The organism is Candidatus Methanoperedens sp. (assembly GCA_027460525.1).
Lineage (GTDB): Archaea > Halobacteriota > Methanosarcinia > Methanosarcinales > Methanoperedenaceae > Methanoperedens.
In genome coordinates this window covers 57,571-74,216 of record JAPZAS010000026.1, presented here as the reverse complement: position 1 = coordinate 74,216, position 16,646 = coordinate 57,571, and the positions used below count along the sequence as shown (strand labels likewise).

The window sequence follows — 16,646 nt, the reverse complement described above, 5'->3', positions numbered from 1 at the left end:
GCGGATATGAGATAAATATAATCTCAGGAAGGATATAATATAAGGAAGTATATAAGAAAGGAGGATTTTTATGACGCTTGAATCAAGAATTTCTGAACTTGCAAAGGCAGCCAAACCAACAGTGGCAATAATAGGCTTGGGCGGCGCAGGCTGTAATATCGTTTCATGGATAGCACAAAAAGAGATACTGGGAAGCAAGATAATCGCTGCAGATACGGATGCGGCACATTTATTGGCTTCCAAAGCCGATGCGAAAATACTCATGGGAGAAAAGGCTTATCAGGGGAAGGGCTGCGGGGGCTTTGCCGAAAGAGGTATTGAAGCTGCCAGAGAGAGCATAAAGGAAATACAAGAAGAACTTGTTGGTTCAAACCTTGTATTCATTATTGCTGGCATGGGAGGCGGCTCAGGGACAGGTGCAGCCCCGGTTGTGGCTGAGGCAACCCGGGAAGCTGGGATTCTTACGATAGGATGCGTGATGCTGCCGTTCAGTTACGAGGTTTTGCGGCGCAAAAAAGGAATTTCGGGTATAAAAGCTCTTGCCGCCCAGTGCGATTCTTTGGTTGTCATCGACAATTCAAGGCTCAGAACCATCGCAGGCAGCCTCCCGCTTCGTGAGGGTTTTGCGGTTGCTAACGAGTTTGTGGGTAATTTTATCAAGAACATAACTGAAACAATAACCCAAGCGAGCCTTGTGAACCTTGACTATTCAGACCTGCGCAGTGTTGTGGAGCGCGGCGGGATATCGGCTATCGGCATAGGCGATGCAGAAGGAGAGAACCGAATAGAGAAGGCAGTGGAGCAGGCGCTTTCCACACCGCTTCTTGATGTATCGGACATTTCAGGGGCTTATGGAGTCCTGATACATATCGCAGGCGGCGAGGATATGACCCTCGGAGAAGTCACGCAGGCAGGCGAGATAATACTCCAGAAAGCGCCGAACACAGGCAGGATCGTGTGGGGCGCAAAAGTGGATGATTCCCTTGCGGGTCATGTCAGGGTGACGGCTGTGCTGACATGTATCATGGATCCGGACAAATTGACCTAAGTCATGGAGCTTGAACTTACAGAGAGAGTGGATAACCTCTGCGATTATACCTATAATTTCACATGGCAGGGCAATAAGCTCCGACCTGAAAGCACAATGCCTTTCCAGAAAGGCACAGATTATACATATAAAGACCTGGTGGATGAACTGAGGAAAGGCAAAGAGGTGCGGATTGCAGGCAATGCCGGGGAAAGGCTGGGCTACAGCATGGGCGTTGACCTGGCGCATTTGGGGGGAACTGGGGCGCCTGAAAAAGCCGGGAAAATATATGTGGAGGGTGATGTCTCTTCCGAGATGGGAATGGGGATGGTTTCAGGGGCGATATATGTTAAAGGGAGCATCGAAGAGCCTCTCGGAAATGTGGTTGAGGTTGTGTCCGATGTGAAGGGTTATCGAAAGTTCAGGGCAATAACCGAGATTCTATGCGGCGGTCTTGCGAGCGATACGCTTGTTAAGAATAACTTCGATGAGGAAAAAAAACATCTGCTGCTGGATGACGGCATTCTTCGAGGCACGATAGCCGCGCGGTGCAACTGCGAAGCCTTTGTTACAGTGGAAGGAGACGTTTACAACGGCACAGGATTGTTGATGCAAAAAGGCGTGGTTCATGTACGTGGTGACGCTGGCATGAACACGGGCGCGCACCTTGACGGAGGAACTGTAGTTGTTGAGGGCACAACAGGCGAGTTTGCAGGCGCTTACATGAAAAAGGGCACGCTGATTTTGAAGGATGCGAAGGGATTTGTGGGTGCAAATATGAAGGACGGGGCGATTTTTTCAAGGAAGAAGGTTAAGACAGCGCCGCCTGTGGGAGAGCTTCCGATGGCACAGGAGGATGCGAATCTGGTGATGAAATACCTCGATATAGGGCATGTCGAGGCTATGGGCTATCATAAGTACGGGCTCGTGAAAGAGAGGCTTGTGAGGATGAGGGACGGGAGCGTGGTGGTGAGGAGGGTGGAGTGAATTGGGATTATAAGTTGAGCTGAAGAATAAAGACTGTAGAATAAGGAAAGATAACTTAATTTATAATGAAGTATCTTATTGTAAGTTAACTTTGCTTAACTTAGAAATGGAAATTCAATGATAAGTAAAGAAAGGTTATCTTATGAATACCAGAGCCGGAAAATTTGTAATGCAATCGGGTGGGTATAAAGCATTCATACCAGCGCCTTTACCTCCTGCCCCACCCATCGAATATGATGATGAATTGCAGTTATTGTTATCAAAAGCTGATAGAGACCTTGCAAGACTGGATGGAATTACAACAGTTTTGCCAAATGCGGATCTTTTCATTGCAATGTATGTAAAAAAAGAGGCGCTTTTGAGTTCTCAGATTGAGGGAACTCAGGCTTCTCTTGAAGGGGTTCTTGAATTTGAGGCAGATTTAACGCCAAAAGAAGATGTAAATGAGATAAAAGACGTAATCAATTACATAAAAGCATTAAATTACGGGATGAGCAGGCTTAATGAACTACCCATGTCTCTAAGACTTATCAGGGAAATCCACAAAAACCTGTTAGAGGGAACAAGAGGGGCAAACAGGAATCCAGGGGAATTCAGGGAATTCCAAAACTATATAGGGGCGCCTGGTGCATCTTTGAATAAGGCAATATTTGTCCCTCCGCCACCGGATATTGTCATACCTGCAATGGAGGAGCTTGAGAAATTCTTTCATAGGAAAGATGACATCCCACCACTGGTCAAGATTGCTTTAATCCATGCCCAATTTGAAACAATCCACCCGTTTCTGGATGGAAATGGAAGGGTGGGAAGACTTCTTATAACATTTTATCTTTATTGGAAGGGGATATTATCAAGACCCCTTTTGTATCTGAGTTTCTACCTGAAAAAGAACAGGGCTGCATATTATGACTTATTGATGAAAGTGCGCAGAGAAGGAGCATGGGAAGATTGGATTAAGTTTTTCCTCGAGGGTGTGAGTGAAACCTCGCAGGAGGCGGCAAATACAGCTCGGGAGATAATTAAATTAAAAGATGTGCTGATAACGAAACTTTATGAAAATTCAATAGCAAGCGTATATGCTGTGAAACTGATTGATTTGCTTTTTGAGAAGCCGGTGATAAGTACTAAGGATGTGGTTGAAAAATTGAAAGTTTCAACGGTTACTGCGAATGAACTGGTGAGGAGATTTGTTACAATAGGGATTTTGAGAGAGATAACGGGGAAGCAGAGATATAAGAAGTATATTTTTACTGATTATGTGGAGATTATTGCAAGAGGGACGAAGGATGACTATTGAGGACTTGTAGTTTATGCCCCCTATCTTCGAAATAACCCACAAAGACATCTGCGGGCGCATCGGCCGCCTTGATACCCTTCACGGTACAGTGGAAACTCCAGCCATCATGCCCGTAGTAAACCCCAATATCCAGACCATCAAGCCGTCAGAGCTTCGCAAGTTCGGCGCCGAGATTATTATAACAAATTCTTATATAATTTATCGCAAACCTGAACTCAGGGAGCGCGCCCTGAGCGAGGGACTGCATTCGATGCTTGATTTTGACGGACCAATAATGACGGATTCCGGCTCCTATCAATTATCAGTTTACGGCGAGGTGGAAGTAAATAATGCAGAAATAGTCCAGTTCCAGCAGGAAATCGGCTCTGATATCGGCGTTCCCCTCGACATACCCACGCCGCCTGATGTTTCCAAAGAGCGCGCCGAGAGAGAGCTTGAAATCACAATAGAAAGAGCAAAGGAAGCTCTCGGCTTGAAAAAAGACATGCTGTTGGCTGCGCCCGTTCAGGGTTCCACTTTCCCTGAGTTGAGGGAGAAGGCTGCGCGCCGGCTTTGCGAAGCCGATTTTGACGTTTATCCACTCGGGGCTGTCGTGCCGCTTATGGAATCATACCGTTACTCTGACCTTGTGGATGTTATTGTAGCATCGAAAAAAGGTCTTTCGCCTTCTGCGCCGGTTCATCTCTTCGGAGCCGGGCATCCCATGATGTTCTCGCTTGCTGTTGCACTGGGCTGCGACCTGTTCGATTCAGCCTCGTATGCGCTGTATGCCAAGGAAGGGAGGTATATGACAGTGCGAGGAACATATCATGTGGAAGAACTGCAGTACCTGCCGTGCTCCTGCCCTGTATGTACCTCGCATGATGCCGAGGAAATTATAAAAAGCGAAAATCAGCAAGAGCTGCTTGCGCGCCACAATCTCTATGTGACTTTTGCAGAGATGAGAGAAGTAAAGCAGGCAATAAAAGAAGGAAGCCTGTGGGAACTCGTGGAGCAGCGATGCAGGTCTCATCCTCAACTCTTGAACGGGCTTAAACGCATGCTTTATTATTCCGACTGGCTGGAGCAGTTCCAGCCCGCATCCCGCGCCACCTTCTTTTACAGCGGCCCTGAATCAGCGCTTCGACCTGAAGTTATGAGGTACAGGGAAAAACTAAAAAATTTAAATCTCAAAGGCAGGGTTCTCATCAGGACAAGAAGGCTCGATAATGAAGACGAATTCGACTGGGTGCTTGATTTTAAACCGCCTTTCGGTCCCTATCCTCTGGAGCTTGCGGAAACGTATCCACTCAACGCCGAAGTAATAGATGAGCCGGATTATGAATCTTTAACTGCCGCCCTCAAAAATACACTTTCGCTCATGGAACTTAATCCAGATTCTGAATTCGCAATCGTATTTGATGATTTACCAGAACATCCTTTACTGAATGAAATCAAAAAGCGATCCGAAGGCTAAAGAACAGGGCGAATTAAATCACAGTACTACCGCATCCAGAATACAACCGGCTCGCGTTTTTCAGGTATAGGAGGAATTGTCTTTTGATATCCGAAGATTACTGGTGCCACGAGCTTGTAATCCGGGGGTATCTTCAACTCAGCCATGAGTTCGGCGCTTTGCTGGATAACAGCAGCGCCTCCTATCCAGCAGCTCCCAATGCCCATGGAATGTGCTGCAAGCATCATATTCCCTGCGCACAGCGAGCAGTCATAATCGGTAAGGGCGTTGTTCTTGCTGCCGATCACGAGGATAAGAACGGGCGCATTGTAGAAGAGATTGAAATTCTTATCCTGCAATCTTTTCATAAAATTGATAGCCGCTGCATCGTTTCTTCCCTCAAGGTTTTTTGCCAGAATGGGTTTTGCGTATTCCGAGAGTTTTTTCAGCATCCCCTTGTTCTGTACCACTATGAAATGCCATGGCTGAAGATTAAGCCCTGTGGGTGCGTACCTGCCTGCATCAATAATCTTTTTGATAGTCTCTTCTGATAACGGCGTATCGAGATATTCCCTTACACTGCGCCTGGTTTTAATATTGACTATTACAGGATTTTCATCCGCTTTCATGTTCCTCATTCCCTGAACTTACCTGCAATCTCTGCTACACGCAAGCCCACATGCCATGCCATCGCAATCCCAATCTCGTCATTGCGGGCATCGCCCTTCATCCCCGCCTTGGCGCTCCCGCCCAGAGCGTAGTTATTGCCCACCACGATCATGCTCTGCAAAAGCATCCACTGGAGTATGGAGTTTATGGTGAAAAGCTGGCCTCCGTCCCTGCCCCCGCCTACTGCTATGGCGCCTCCCACCTTGTTTTTCAGCAGGAACTCAGGTCCGCCGGGAACGCCCGGTCTGTCCTGTGGCGTGCCCTTTGCATACCGCAGTATTATGCTCCTGTCAAAAAGAGCCTTGAGCTGGGCAGTCACTGAAAGGAAGTACACCGGGGAACCTATGATTATCCCGTCCGCCTCCTTCATAGCTTCGTAAATGCGGGGCAGGTCATCATCCTTTATGGCGCATACTCCCTTTGAGCTTTCATTGCGGCACGTCCCGCAGCCTGTGCATGGTTTGATTTTCTTGCCGGCTATGCCGATAAACTCTTGTTTAGCGCCCATCTGGGAAGCTGCTTTCAGGGCTTCCTGTACAAGTATGTCGGTGTTGCCTTTTGCTCTCGGGCTCCCTGATATTCCTATAATTTTCATAATTTAAACTCCTTTTCACGATAAATTCTTATATTAAATTGATTAATACAATAGTAATAGTGAATATTTAATGATTTCTGCGTATTTTTCGCAAAAGTGATAGTATGGCAAAAATGTGGACACCAGGTGAAGATATAGACTTTGAAACTGCAAGGGACCAGGCAAGTAAACTTGTATTATTAGGTTCTGCTCAAAAAGCAGGAATATTTGAAGCCCTCTCGCAGGAAAAAGACATAGAAGCCCTGAAGCAAATGCTCGATGCTGATGAAAGGGCACTGTTCATTATTCTTGAGGCACTCCGTGCTTTAGGATATGTGAACAAAAGACAGGACATGTATATCGTTTCTGACAGAGCCCGGGCTCTTTTCCTTGAGCAGGGCGAGGATTATGTGGGAGGATCTCTTCCTCATTTTCTCGATATAATGGAAGCATGGCTTAGGCTTCCCGAAATAATCAGGGGGGAAAAGCCTGTGGAAGATGAAAAACGCGATGTGTCTGCTTTCATGGACGCCATGGCGGCAAGACCTGATGAGGTTGTGGAGGAAAGCGTACACCACTGCCTTGAAAGAAAGAAGAACGCCAGGAGCGTGCTTGACCTCGGAGGGGGTCCGGGTAAGTACTCAAAAGCTTTTGTGAACAGGGGCTTGAATGCGGTTCTTTATGATTTGCCAGAGTCCATGGATTATGTCAGCGTCAGGTATGGATTAAAGGACCTAAAATCCCTTGCCCTGAAGAAAGGAGATTTCACAAACGATTTTGTAGCGGAATTCGGCGGTGAGCTATTCGACATTGTTTTCATGGGCAATATCTGCCATATCTATTCAGGCGAGGAGAACAGGCTACTGATAAAGCGCGTCAGGAAACTGTTGAAGCGCAATGGAATGATAGCCATAGAAGATTTCATCCGCGGAAGAAGCCCCATGGCAGAGATGTTTGCCGTGAATATGCTGGCAAACACAGAGAGCGGCAGTACGTATACAGAGGCGCAGTACAGGGACTGGCTCGGGGATGGCGGGTTTCGAGAAATTGAAGTGATTGATCTCACTGAGAAAAGCAGCCAGCTTATTACAGCTTTTTTAGGTTAATGTATGGACGAGACCGACAGGAAGATAATGGAATTATTACAGCAGGACGGGAGAATGGAAGATGTGGAGATAGCTCGAAAGATAGGAGTATCCCACGACACGGTTAAACGGAGAAGGAAGAAACTCGAAGATGCCGGATACATTAAAATTCAGGCTAATATCAATCCGCGCGAGTTCGGATATACAAACGTCTTTTACCTGGGGATAGCCCTCGCACCCGGCATAGATGTCAGAAAAATAGCAGAAAAACTGGCTTCCAGGAAGGAGTTCTTTTTCGTGGCGCTTTCCCTTGGTCCGACCCATGCCATAGTTGCTGCATGCATTGCCAGAGAGCAGATTGTTCTCAATAAACTGGTTGAGGAATTGAGAACGTGGAAGGAAATAGAGAAAATTGAGACCAGTATCATCTACGAAGTCCTGAAGTCGGGATACCACAGCATTCCTGTGGACACGCTTTAGTCTTGTGGATGCGCGAGAATGCCTATTGGATGCGGTCATGAACCTCGATACAGTTGCTTGAGTACGTAATGCAAAAATATGCGTAATATATATGAAGCAAACGCGTAAAATGAATCGGTATGATGATCACGAAGCATGCTCTTCTCAGGATGCAGCAAAGGGGAATAGATGAAAATAAGGTAGCTTCTGCCATCCAGAACCCTGATGATACCAGTGATAGCTTTGGAAGGCGCAGACTGGCAAGAAAAACAATTGGGGATAAAACCCTCGAAGTAGTATATATAAAGGAAGATGATATAATAGTAATAACCGTTTACTGGTTAGAGGAAACATGAATATAAGTTACGATAAGGATGCAGACTGCCTGTATATTCAGTTCCAGCAGGGCAAGGTACACAAGACAAGGAAAATAGAGGAAGGCATACTTGTCGATCTTGACGAAAAAGGCAGAATATACGGAATCGAGATTGTAGGCGTATCAGAAAGGATGCCTGTTGCGTCCCTCGGCAAAATTAACATCGATATGCCAATTACCGGAGTTTCGGCTTAGATACCTCAATTGTTTCAGTATTTATCTCGTTATTCGCTGTTAAAATGCGGCATCTTCCCATCATTTTATCTGTTTAGGACGGTTAAACATCCGCTAAAACTGTCCCGAAGGGCTGTTCTCGCGGGTAGGCGCACATTCGCTTTTGCGTGCTCCTTTCAGGGCGCGGGGGGCAATCCTCCCTGATTGCTTTGATGGCTCTGTCTTGGCGCATATACAATAATTGACCGTTAAGAGCGGGGGGAATGATTTTTACATCTCAACGCAGATTCCCTTCCCCGCTCAACTCATGCTGGCTCGATATTATGCAAAGTTTTTTAAGTTCTTCAGTTTCATATTAAGACACCATAAGGTGGTATTATCAAACGAATCTACTTGGGCACCTGCGTTTGGTGCAGAATATTTGATGACCAAAACCATATACGCATTGCCGAAGAAACGATGGCGTTCATATCAATTCTCGAAATGGCAGAATCCAGGGAGATTTCCATTGTAAATTCTGATGTATTAGAGGATGAAATAGAAGAAATTCTTAGCCAGGAAAAACGCAGTGAGATTCAAATGCTCATGACATTATGTGATAATTTTGTTGAGTTATCCGATGATATTATTGAATTTGCTAAAGAGTTGCAGAAAAATTGCAAATTATCAGGCGGTGACGCATTGCATTTAGCTTGTGCCTGCAACTCTTCCCAATTCTTTTTAACTTGCGATGATTTTATATTGGAAAAAATAAAATGTATTGAAGAGATGATGAAGAAAAAAGGTAATATTTTAAAGGTAGAGAACCCTATTGATTTCATTGAGGAAAAGCATGAAAGTTAAAAATATAACTAAAGAACGTATCCTTGTAGAAGGGACAACCGCATTAATAAAACGTCTTGGTTATGCAAATGCAGCGCGGTTTATTTCGCTGCTGGGTGGGAAAGGTGATATGGTGCTGGAGATAAGGAAAAAAAGGGAGAGTGAAGGTATTGGGGAAGTGGTGAAAAGGATAAGGAGCAAAAGCGGGTCTTAGAAAAGAGTGAAGATTATTTATCGGCTAACATCCTGAGGGTTTTATCGGCGCATCGTTTCTTCTAAGAGCTTCTTTCTTTTTGGTGTCAATCCCCTTCCCTTTCTGCAGCTAATGAGGGCTGTTCTCGCGGGTAGGCGCACATTTGCTTTTGCGTGCTCCCTTCAGGGCCGGGGTATATCTTCTTGACTTTGTGAGTGATGCAACGGCGATACGTTGCCTTTTGCGGAGCTTGTTTGTGCCCTTCCATCTTGATCGTATTAGAATAACTATCAATACGAATTGAAACAGTGTCTTTAAAACGATAACTTTAAATCCACTCGTACCATTATTTTATCTGGAATTTGGGAAAAATCCAAAATGTGGCGGGGTTCGTTTTTGATGAATGCTTCGCAAGAAGGAATCTAAACAAAGGGGAGGTGAAATGAATGACAAAGTTTCTAACACTCTGGAAAGTGGATACGGCTAAAATGCCTGTCAGTCCTGAAGAGCAAATATCTCTGTTTACCAATCTTCTTAATATGGTCAAGGAAGACTTCAAAAATGGAGGAGACTGGGGAGAATTTGCGGGTGGAGGTGCCGGATACTGCGTTTCTGAAGGAACAGAACAGGAGTTAGCTTTAGCATTAATGAAGTACAGTCCGTATATCAAGTTCAAGGTGTACCCTGTTCTTTCGGTTGAGCAGGTATTGGAAAATATAAAGAAGATATCACAGGCTTAGAATGAGCTATGGCAGTTCATGAGTTCAGAATTGCCTTTTTTCTTTTTTTAATTAACAGATTAACTCTTTCAACCTTGGCACATATAATTGACCGTCAATATTAGGAGATGGATTTTTTATGAGGCAAGTCATATTTCTTAAATGGGTTAAGTACACTCTCTTTTTAAGTGCATGTATTTCTCAACCACTCTTCCCAGCCCAACCCCACAGAAAGTTATAAGTCCCACAGATAGAAAATATATCTTTCAGAGAAGGGGGTTTCGAGAAGTCCGAACAAAGTCAGGATGCCCGCTTCAAAATAGCAAGGAGGTAACAAATATGAAAGCAGCGCAAATCAATAATTACGGAGGCAGTGAGGTTGTAAAAATTAATAACAACGCGCCAAAACCCGCGTGTATGCGCCTCCCAGTGCAACTCGAGAGGCAGGCGGCTCTGGGCGCTTTTATCTGCGATTCCTATATTACCCCGCTGCCTGCATCCTTGCGAGCGTGGCTTTTATCTCAGCAATCTCGCTTCGCAGTTCGCCCACCTCATGCATGAAAAGTTCCCTGAAGTCATCCCGTAACATGTGGATTTCCTCCTTGACCTCCCCAAAACCCGTTTCAGTTATTTTGATATGTAAATCCTGCTTCTCCAGCATTATCGTTGTATTCTCTCTTATTTCAGGAATATGGGCTGTGTCCTCCCTTACAGCTTTCATGATTTCTTTCATTTCATGAATATCCACAGTTCCTCTCGACAAAGCTGACAAAATCTCTTTCTGCAAATCTTTATCTCTTATGACCTTAAATGATTTTAAGTCCCCTTTATAAATCTCCTCTTTTGTTTCCACTTTTTCCACAAAAATCGGATATCTGTTGATATTTATTTTTTCAAAAAATTTTTCAATGCTCTGATTTTCTCCCTCTGCTGTTATCTCAACTCTCCCATCCTCCAAGTTCCTGACCCACCCATAAATACTTAACTCAAAAGCGAAGCGTTTAACCGCTTCTCTATAACCCACACCCTGGACTTCTCCACTGATTAAAGCATTTATGCGCTTCATGAATTTAATTCATGCTTCAAAACCTTAAGTAATTTTGCATTATTTTTATTGTATTGCTGGCTTCCATCGTGTATGAAAGAAAGTGTCCTGTTACTCCCACTATCAACAACACCACTTTTCCCACAGAAAGCTATAAGTTCCGCAAACAGAAAATATATCCCTACAGGAAGGAGGTTTTCACAAGTCCGAACAAAGTCAGGATGCCCGCTTCAAAATAGCAAGGAGGTAACAAATATGAAAGCAGCGCAAATCAATAAATACGGAGGCAGTGAGGTTGTAAGGATTAATAATAACGCGCCAAAACCCGCCGTGTCGCGGGGGAAGATTCTTGTCGAGGTATATGCTGCCGGGGTTAACCCTGTGGACTGGAAAATCCGGCAAGGGTATATGCAGGAGATGGCGCCGCTTGAGTTCCCGGCAAACCTTGGAGGGGATTTTTCAGGCATCGTGGCTGAAATCGGCGATGGCGTTTCGGGTTTCAAAAAAGGCGGTGAGGTTTACGGTTATGCCAGCGTCCTGAGCGGCGCCTCAGGCTCGTTTGCCGAATTTACTTCGGCAGATGCAAAAGCAACGGCACGCAAACCCAAGAACCTCAATCATGTCGAAGCCGCCGCACTGCCGCTTACAGGTGCAAGCGCATGGCAGGCGCTCGTGGACCACATCGGCATTTCAAGGGGCAAAAAGATTCTAATCCACGGCGGCGCTGGCGGTATCGGCACAGTCGCCATCCAGCTTGCAAAGCACATAGGCGCGTATGTTGCTGCAACCGCGAGCGCAAGGGATTTGAAGCATGTCAAGGAACTGGGCGCAGATGAAGCCCTGGATTACAAGAACCAGCCATTCGAGGATATGCTGCACGACTACGATGCTGTCTTTGACACTGTGGGCGGCGAGACGTACGAGCGGTCTTTCAAGGTGTTAAGAAAAGGCGGGATAATCGTTTCCATGCTGGAACAGCCTCGCCAGGAACTCATGGAACGATACGGGGTGAAAGCAATAGGACAGTTCACGCAGGTGAACAGCGAACGATTATCCGGAGTGGCTGAACTCGCAGAGAAGCGCGTTATCAAAGTGCATGTTGACAGGACATTCCCACTGGAGCAGGCGGCAGAGGCGCTCGTATATCTGCAAACCGGGCATCCTCGGGGAAAGGTTGTATTGAAGATAAAAACCTAAGGCTTGGCGAACATCGCCTTCGTAACCCCTTCTATCTCCTCATCGGATAGATCCTTCGTATGCGTAGCCAGCATCCAGCGGTGACCGAACGGGTCAACAATGGCACCTGCGCGGTCGCCCCAGAACATATCCGCGACTGGCATGGCTACCGTGACGCCTGCGGAAACAGCCTTCTCAAAGACTGCATCAACATCATCAACATACAGGAAAATGCTTGCACTTGTGCCGCCTCCCGGCGACAGGGGCGAGAACACATTCATTTCAGGGTACTCAGGAGACAGCATCAGTATCGAATTACCGATCTGGAGTTCCGCATGCATGATGCCTCCTCCAGGTCCGTGAAAGACCCTGCGTTTTTTCGCACCGAATGCCCTTTTGTAAAATTCAATTGCCGCTGCAACATCGTTCACGACCAGATCGGGTGTGAGCGAATGAAAACCTACAGGAATTGCTTTTGCTTTCATATTAACCTCCAAATTTTTACTTCCCGCGAATAAGGTTGGTTCTCATTCTATAAAATAGTTTTGGGCAAGCGCGATACACATCCTATACCTGTATCTTTGAAAATAGATAACTCCCGACCACAAGGAACAGCGCGGAAACGCCGCAAAGCACGAGAAAATCAATGCCGAAGCCGAAATACATCTGACCTACGAGTGCTCCTCTTAGACCATCAACGCCGTATGTGAGCGGATTGAGGCTTGAAAGCAGGACAATCAAATCCGGGAGTCCCTGAAGCGGGAACAGCGCGCCTGACAGGAAAAAAAGGGGCATAACCAGAAAATTCATAATCATCTGGAATCCCTGCATATCTTCCAGGAGCGAGGCTATGGCTGTTCCCATAGCAGTGAATAACAGCGCGATCAATGCCATTATTAGAATTGCAACAGGCAGCAGCACAAGATTCGTCGGCCTGAATCCGGCAACCACGGATATCAGTAATACAATAATTCCCTGCATTGTAGCTACCGTGGCTCCTCCCAGCGTTCTGCCTATCATTATATCAAGCCGCGAAGCCGGTGCCACAAGCGTTTCTTTCAAGAACCCGAACTGCCTGTCCCATATAAGTTCTATGCCTGAAAAAATCGATGTAAAAAGAATGCTCATGGCAATAACGCCTGGAGCCAGGAACTCAAGATAATTTCCCTGTCCTGCTTTCTGGAATATCGGCCCGAAACCATATCCCAAAGCAAGCAGGAAAAGCAGCGGCTGACCCAAAGAGCCGATAATCCTTGAATGCGAACGCATATAGCGCTTGAGCTGCCTGAGCCACAGGATGTAAATAGTACCCATAGCTCATCTCCTCCACAACTTGCGGAGATTCCGCATCTGTTCAATGCTGCCTGCTTCTTCCTCCCGAATCCTCCGTCCTGTAAGAGATAGAAAAGCTTCCTCAAGCGAACCTGTATTGGTCTGTTTCATCAACTCAGCCGGACTTCCTTCGGCGATAATCGTGCCTCTGTCAATAATCGCGATGCGTTCAGCCACCCTTTCTGCCTCCTCCATATAATGCGTGGTAAAAAACACAGTGATGCCCTCGGTGCGGTTTAATTCCCTGAGATAGCCCCAGATATGGTTGCGGGTCTGCGGATCAAGGCCAAGCGTGGGCTCATCCAGGAATAATATTTTCGGGAGGTGCAAAAGCCCGCGCGCTATCTCAAGGCGCCGCTTCATACCTCCTGAGAAATGCTTCACAATATCATTCTTTCTGTCCCACAGTTCAACGAACCTTAGAAGCTCTTCAATCTTTTTCGAAAGGAGTTCCTTCGGAACTTTATAGAGGACGCCGTGTAATTCCATGTTCTCATAAACAGTGAGTTCCTCATCGAGGCTTTCGTCCTGGAACACTATCCCGAAAGAACGTCTTACAGCATCCTGGTTCTGGACAGGGTCATAACCGTTTACAAGCATAGTCCCGCTCGTGGGGCGAAGAAGCGTTGTAAGCATTTTGATGGTCGTTGTTTTCCCGGCTCCGTTAGGTCCCAAGAAAGCAAATGTCTCACCTCTTTTCACAGAGAATGAAATTGCATCAACAGCAGTAAAATCCCCAAACTTTTTTGTGAGCTTCTCAACTTTGATCGAGAATATTTTCTCACCCTCCGATGCCACGGTAGTACCTGCTGCGCTTGTCAAAATACCTCTCTGGCTATAAACTCCTTTTATTTTTCCAATAATGCCTCGCCACAATCGCGCCGAGAACAATCACAAGACCGCCAACGAGACCTGCGGAGGCTAAGGGCGAACCTTTCGCTGCAGGGTTTACAATTAAAGGCACCGTGCGATCGAATATCACAACCTCGTTTGTTTCATCAATACCTCTTAATTCCGTATCGATAAGATACGTCTTTGCCACCGCAGTCCCATCGACGGTGAATCTGAGCACGGCGTCGCCGCTTTCACCTGGCTCAAGTTTTCCCACGAAATCCGATTTTTCGTTGAACTCAAAAGGCTGGGAGGCATCCTTGAATACGCGCAAAGACACTGCTTCAGCTTTTTTATTCCCTGTGTTTTTGACCTTGATATGAATTTCAGCTTTATTTCCGGGTGTCAGGTTTTCCGGAACTGTTGTCACGGATTCCACTATCAGATGCGGAGCAGGCTTGATGGGTATGCTGAGGGCGAGGGTCTTTGTCCTGTATGTATTGTTTTCATCATTTTCATCCTTATACGTGACTTCAAGTCTGGCATTATAGTCTCCTTCCTTGATATTTTCATCAACATCAGCATAGAATGTTGCCGTTTTACTGCCGCCTTCTGCAATTATTCCAAGGCTGTCCTCGTCCGAATAACTGTAACTGGAGTTGAAGCCTGAAGGCAGGAAAAGTTTTACTTTTACATTCTCGGCATTGCCTTTCCCTATGTTGTTAATATCCACGGAAAGCTTTGCCTGCTGTGTATCTGCTATCAGCTTCTCAGGGGATGTTACAAGCGCACCGACTACGAAATCCGCCCTTTTAGGATCGATGTATATCGGGAAATCCTTCTTTGTCCAGCCTTGTCCTGTATCCCAGCTCAGCGTTACATTATAAGTTCCCTTGATAGCATTATCGGCTACCCTGAGTTTGTAGTGGAGCACATAATAAACCTGGTTATCGTTCGTCCCCGCCGATGTTCCCAGGTCCTGATCAGGACTATCCCCTGCCTCAAATAAAAAAGGATATCCGGCATCAAGGTGGAACTTCAGGTCGGCTGGAGTACTCAGGGTATTTACAACCTGCCATCTTAGATCCAAATCCTTCCCGGCATCCGCAGGATCGGGGTCCTGGCTCATGAAATTTGCCTGGATTTTGCTTCCCTGCCCTCCTATGAGGGGCGCGCCGAGAACAGGGCTGACCATTACTGATAGAAAAACTGCCAGTATTCCGTATGCTATAATCTGTGTTAGTATTTTGCTCTTCATATTCTTACCTCAAATTTGTTCATTAATTTCTTATATGTATTTTTTATGTTCATTGTATCTATTATGAGTATAATTGCCGGAACAATGGTTATAGCCGCAATCATGCTTGCAGCAACCCCGTAACTCATCATAGTTCCCATGTCGCCGAGGAAGGTCAGTCTCCCGAGGGACATAGCCTGGAAACCTATCAGGGCGGCAAGCGTTGTTGTAAGCATGGGGATTATCACATTGTTCAGGGTCACTGCCATTGCATCCTTATGCCCGAGTTGAAGCTGCGAATGCTGTACTTTCAGCGCTGACAGGTTCGCAAGTTCCAGCCTGTACCTTGTGACAAGCTGTATACCGAAGTCTATGCCGATGCCCATTATCATGGATGTGACACCCGATGTCTGGGAACTCAGTCCCATTCCGATAAGCCCGACGTAGCCCATTGTCCAGAGGGTACCGAATATTATTGTGGTCATCGGGGTGAACCCATATTTTATCGAACGGAAGAGAACCAGCACGATTATCAGGATACCGATGAGCGAATACGTGGAGGTCTTTGCCATATCGGGCGCGATTGCCTGCTGCATTTTCTGGCTTTCCATCACACTGCCGCCGAGGCTTGCCGTAATTCCGGGCGGTTTTGGCACTTGTTGTAGTATTTTCTCAAGTTCAGGCTCAAGTTTAGAAAGGTCCACATCATCTGTGGTGCGAATGGTGACAAGAGCCAGGGTGTAATCCTTGCTGATAGACCTGTCAAGAAGCCCATTTTTATTTGTAAGGTCCTGAACTTCCCTTGTTGATTGAGGAAGCCGTCCGCCATTGATGCTTCTCAGAACCGATGCCGGGCTTGTGACATCTATCACGTTATCGGTATGGAGCGCCAGCATTGAGAGCTGGTCCATATACAGTATCACCCTCGGGTCTCTAACATCCCGCACCTCATCAGAGCCTTTATATGATGGGTCTGTTTCAACTGCAAACGAGATGATATTGGTGCTTCCGAATTCGTTCTCGATGCTGTTCAGGGTGCTTATAGCCTCTACGTCCTGCGGAATCATTGACTTTATATCGGATTTCTTTGTCTGGATCGTCCCTGCCATGTGGATGGCAAATACTGAGACCACAAGCATGAGCACCAGCACTACAATCGGGAACTTCGTGACAAAGCCTGAATATAATTCGATTACTTTGTTGCCCAT

The 16,646-nt window shown here is 46.2% G+C and carries 21 protein-coding genes; 13 read left to right on the top strand and 8 right to left on the bottom strand.

The features are described from left to right. The first annotated feature begins 70 nt into the window (after nucleotides 1-70). From ftsZ to tgtA, 4 genes are all read left to right on the top strand, one after another. The gene (ftsZ, locus tag O8C68_09540) at nucleotides 71-1,048 is read left to right on the top strand and encodes a cell division protein FtsZ (GenBank protein MCZ7396043.1); all 978 of its coding nucleotides are present in this window, start codon (nucleotides 71-73) and stop codon (nucleotides 1,046-1,048) included. A gap of 3 nt (nucleotides 1,049-1,051) precedes the next feature. Further along, complete coding sequence (locus O8C68_09535; GenBank protein MCZ7396042.1) at nucleotides 1,052-2,014, top strand: formylmethanofuran dehydrogenase; 963 nt, start codon at nucleotides 1,052-1,054, stop codon at nucleotides 2,012-2,014. A 142-nt stretch (nucleotides 2,015-2,156) separates the two neighbouring features. Then, nucleotides 2,157-3,311 carry a Fic family protein gene (locus tag O8C68_09530; protein ID MCZ7396041.1) on the top strand — a complete coding sequence of 385 codons (1,155 nt, stop codon included), beginning with the start codon at nucleotides 2,157-2,159 and terminating at the stop codon, nucleotides 3,309-3,311. Nucleotides 3,312-3,324: 13 nt separating this feature from the next. Further along, nucleotides 3,325-4,767, top strand: coding sequence for a tRNA guanosine(15) transglycosylase TgtA (gene tgtA, locus O8C68_09525; protein MCZ7396040.1), 1,443 nt, complete (start codon nucleotides 3,325-3,327; stop codon nucleotides 4,765-4,767). 26 nt (nucleotides 4,768-4,793) lie between these two features. Here the strand turns inward: tgtA and O8C68_09520 are convergent, their stop codons facing one another. Both O8C68_09520 and O8C68_09515 read right to left on the bottom strand, forming a co-directional pair. Further along, nucleotides 4,794-5,375 (bottom strand): nitroreductase, encoded by a 582-nt coding sequence (locus tag O8C68_09520; GenBank protein MCZ7396039.1) that lies wholly within the window; start codon nucleotides 5,373-5,375, stop codon nucleotides 4,794-4,796. A 5-nt stretch (nucleotides 5,376-5,380) separates the two neighbouring features. Continuing rightward, a complete protein-coding gene (locus O8C68_09515; GenBank protein ID MCZ7396038.1) occupies nucleotides 5,381-6,010 on the bottom strand; it encodes a flavodoxin family protein in 630 nt (209 codons plus the stop codon). 104 nt (nucleotides 6,011-6,114) lie between these two features. On the opposite strand from O8C68_09515, the gene O8C68_09510 reads away from it, so the two are divergent. From O8C68_09510 to O8C68_09480, 7 genes are all read left to right on the top strand, one after another. After that, a complete protein-coding gene (locus O8C68_09510) occupies nucleotides 6,115-7,095 on the top strand; it encodes a methyltransferase (protein ID MCZ7396037.1) in 981 nt (326 codons plus the stop codon). 3 nt (nucleotides 7,096-7,098) lie between these two features. Next, a complete protein-coding gene (locus tag O8C68_09505) occupies nucleotides 7,099-7,554 on the top strand; it encodes an Lrp/AsnC family transcriptional regulator (protein MCZ7396036.1) in 456 nt (151 codons plus the stop codon). Between the two features lie 119 nt (nucleotides 7,555-7,673). Further along, complete coding sequence (locus tag O8C68_09500; protein ID MCZ7396035.1) at nucleotides 7,674-7,889, top strand: DUF4258 domain-containing protein; 216 nt, start codon at nucleotides 7,674-7,676, stop codon at nucleotides 7,887-7,889. Beyond that, nucleotides 7,886-8,104, top strand: coding sequence for a DUF2283 domain-containing protein (locus tag O8C68_09495; GenBank protein MCZ7396034.1), 219 nt, complete (start codon nucleotides 7,886-7,888; stop codon nucleotides 8,102-8,104). The genes O8C68_09500 and O8C68_09495 overlap by 4 nt, the downstream gene beginning before the upstream one ends. Before the next feature lie 438 nt (nucleotides 8,105-8,542). Beyond that, entirely contained in the window at nucleotides 8,543-8,926 is a 384-nt protein-coding gene (locus O8C68_09490) for a hypothetical protein (GenBank protein MCZ7396033.1), read from the top strand. Next, nucleotides 8,916-9,119 carry a hypothetical protein gene (locus O8C68_09485; GenBank protein MCZ7396032.1) on the top strand — a complete coding sequence of 68 codons (204 nt, stop codon included), beginning with the start codon at nucleotides 8,916-8,918 and terminating at the stop codon, nucleotides 9,117-9,119. The genes O8C68_09490 and O8C68_09485 overlap by 11 nt, the downstream gene beginning before the upstream one ends. 425 nt (nucleotides 9,120-9,544) lie before the next feature. Then, complete coding sequence (locus tag O8C68_09480; GenBank protein ID MCZ7396031.1) at nucleotides 9,545-9,838, top strand: hypothetical protein; 294 nt, start codon at nucleotides 9,545-9,547, stop codon at nucleotides 9,836-9,838. A gap of 460 nt (nucleotides 9,839-10,298) precedes the next feature. Here O8C68_09480 and O8C68_09475 read toward each other — a convergent pair whose 3' ends face one another. Next, on the bottom strand, nucleotides 10,299-10,883 hold the full coding sequence (locus O8C68_09475) for an acylphosphatase (protein ID MCZ7396030.1): 585 nt from the start codon (nucleotides 10,881-10,883) through the stop codon (nucleotides 10,299-10,301). A gap of 53 nt (nucleotides 10,884-10,936) precedes the next feature. Here O8C68_09475 and O8C68_09470 point away from each other — a divergent pair, with 53 nt between their 5' ends. Together O8C68_09470 and O8C68_09465 are read left to right on the top strand one after the other, a co-directional pair. Continuing rightward, nucleotides 10,937-11,101, top strand: a complete 165-nt coding sequence (locus tag O8C68_09470; protein MCZ7396029.1) for a hypothetical protein — start codon at nucleotides 10,937-10,939, stop codon at nucleotides 11,099-11,101. A 16-nt stretch (nucleotides 11,102-11,117) separates the two neighbouring features. Further along, nucleotides 11,118-12,059 (top strand): NADP-dependent oxidoreductase, encoded by a 942-nt coding sequence (locus O8C68_09465; GenBank protein MCZ7396028.1) that lies wholly within the window; start codon nucleotides 11,118-11,120, stop codon nucleotides 12,057-12,059. On the opposite strand, the gene O8C68_09460 is transcribed toward O8C68_09465, so the two are convergent. The 5 genes from O8C68_09460 to O8C68_09440 all read right to left on the bottom strand — a co-directional run bounded on the left by O8C68_09460 (nucleotide 12,056) and on the right by O8C68_09440 (nucleotide 16,646). Continuing rightward, complete coding sequence (locus O8C68_09460) at nucleotides 12,056-12,523, bottom strand: VOC family protein (protein ID MCZ7396027.1); 468 nt, start codon at nucleotides 12,521-12,523, stop codon at nucleotides 12,056-12,058. The two genes, O8C68_09465 and O8C68_09460, sit on opposite strands and share 4 nt — an antisense overlap. A gap of 82 nt (nucleotides 12,524-12,605) precedes the next feature. Continuing rightward, nucleotides 12,606-13,352 (bottom strand): ABC transporter permease, encoded by a 747-nt coding sequence (locus O8C68_09455; protein ID MCZ7396026.1) that lies wholly within the window; start codon nucleotides 13,350-13,352, stop codon nucleotides 12,606-12,608. Between the two features lie 3 nt (nucleotides 13,353-13,355). Continuing rightward, nucleotides 13,356-14,192, bottom strand: a complete 837-nt coding sequence (locus tag O8C68_09450; GenBank protein ID MCZ7396025.1) for an ATP-binding cassette domain-containing protein — start codon at nucleotides 14,190-14,192, stop codon at nucleotides 13,356-13,358. Nucleotides 14,193-14,205: 13 nt separating this feature from the next. Next, nucleotides 14,206-15,459, bottom strand: a complete 1,254-nt coding sequence (locus O8C68_09445; protein ID MCZ7396024.1) for an NEW3 domain-containing protein — start codon at nucleotides 15,457-15,459, stop codon at nucleotides 14,206-14,208. Beyond that, a complete protein-coding gene (locus O8C68_09440; GenBank protein MCZ7396023.1) occupies nucleotides 15,456-16,646 on the bottom strand; it encodes an MMPL family transporter in 1,191 nt (396 codons plus the stop codon). Before O8C68_09440 ends, O8C68_09445 begins: the two co-directional genes overlap by 4 nt.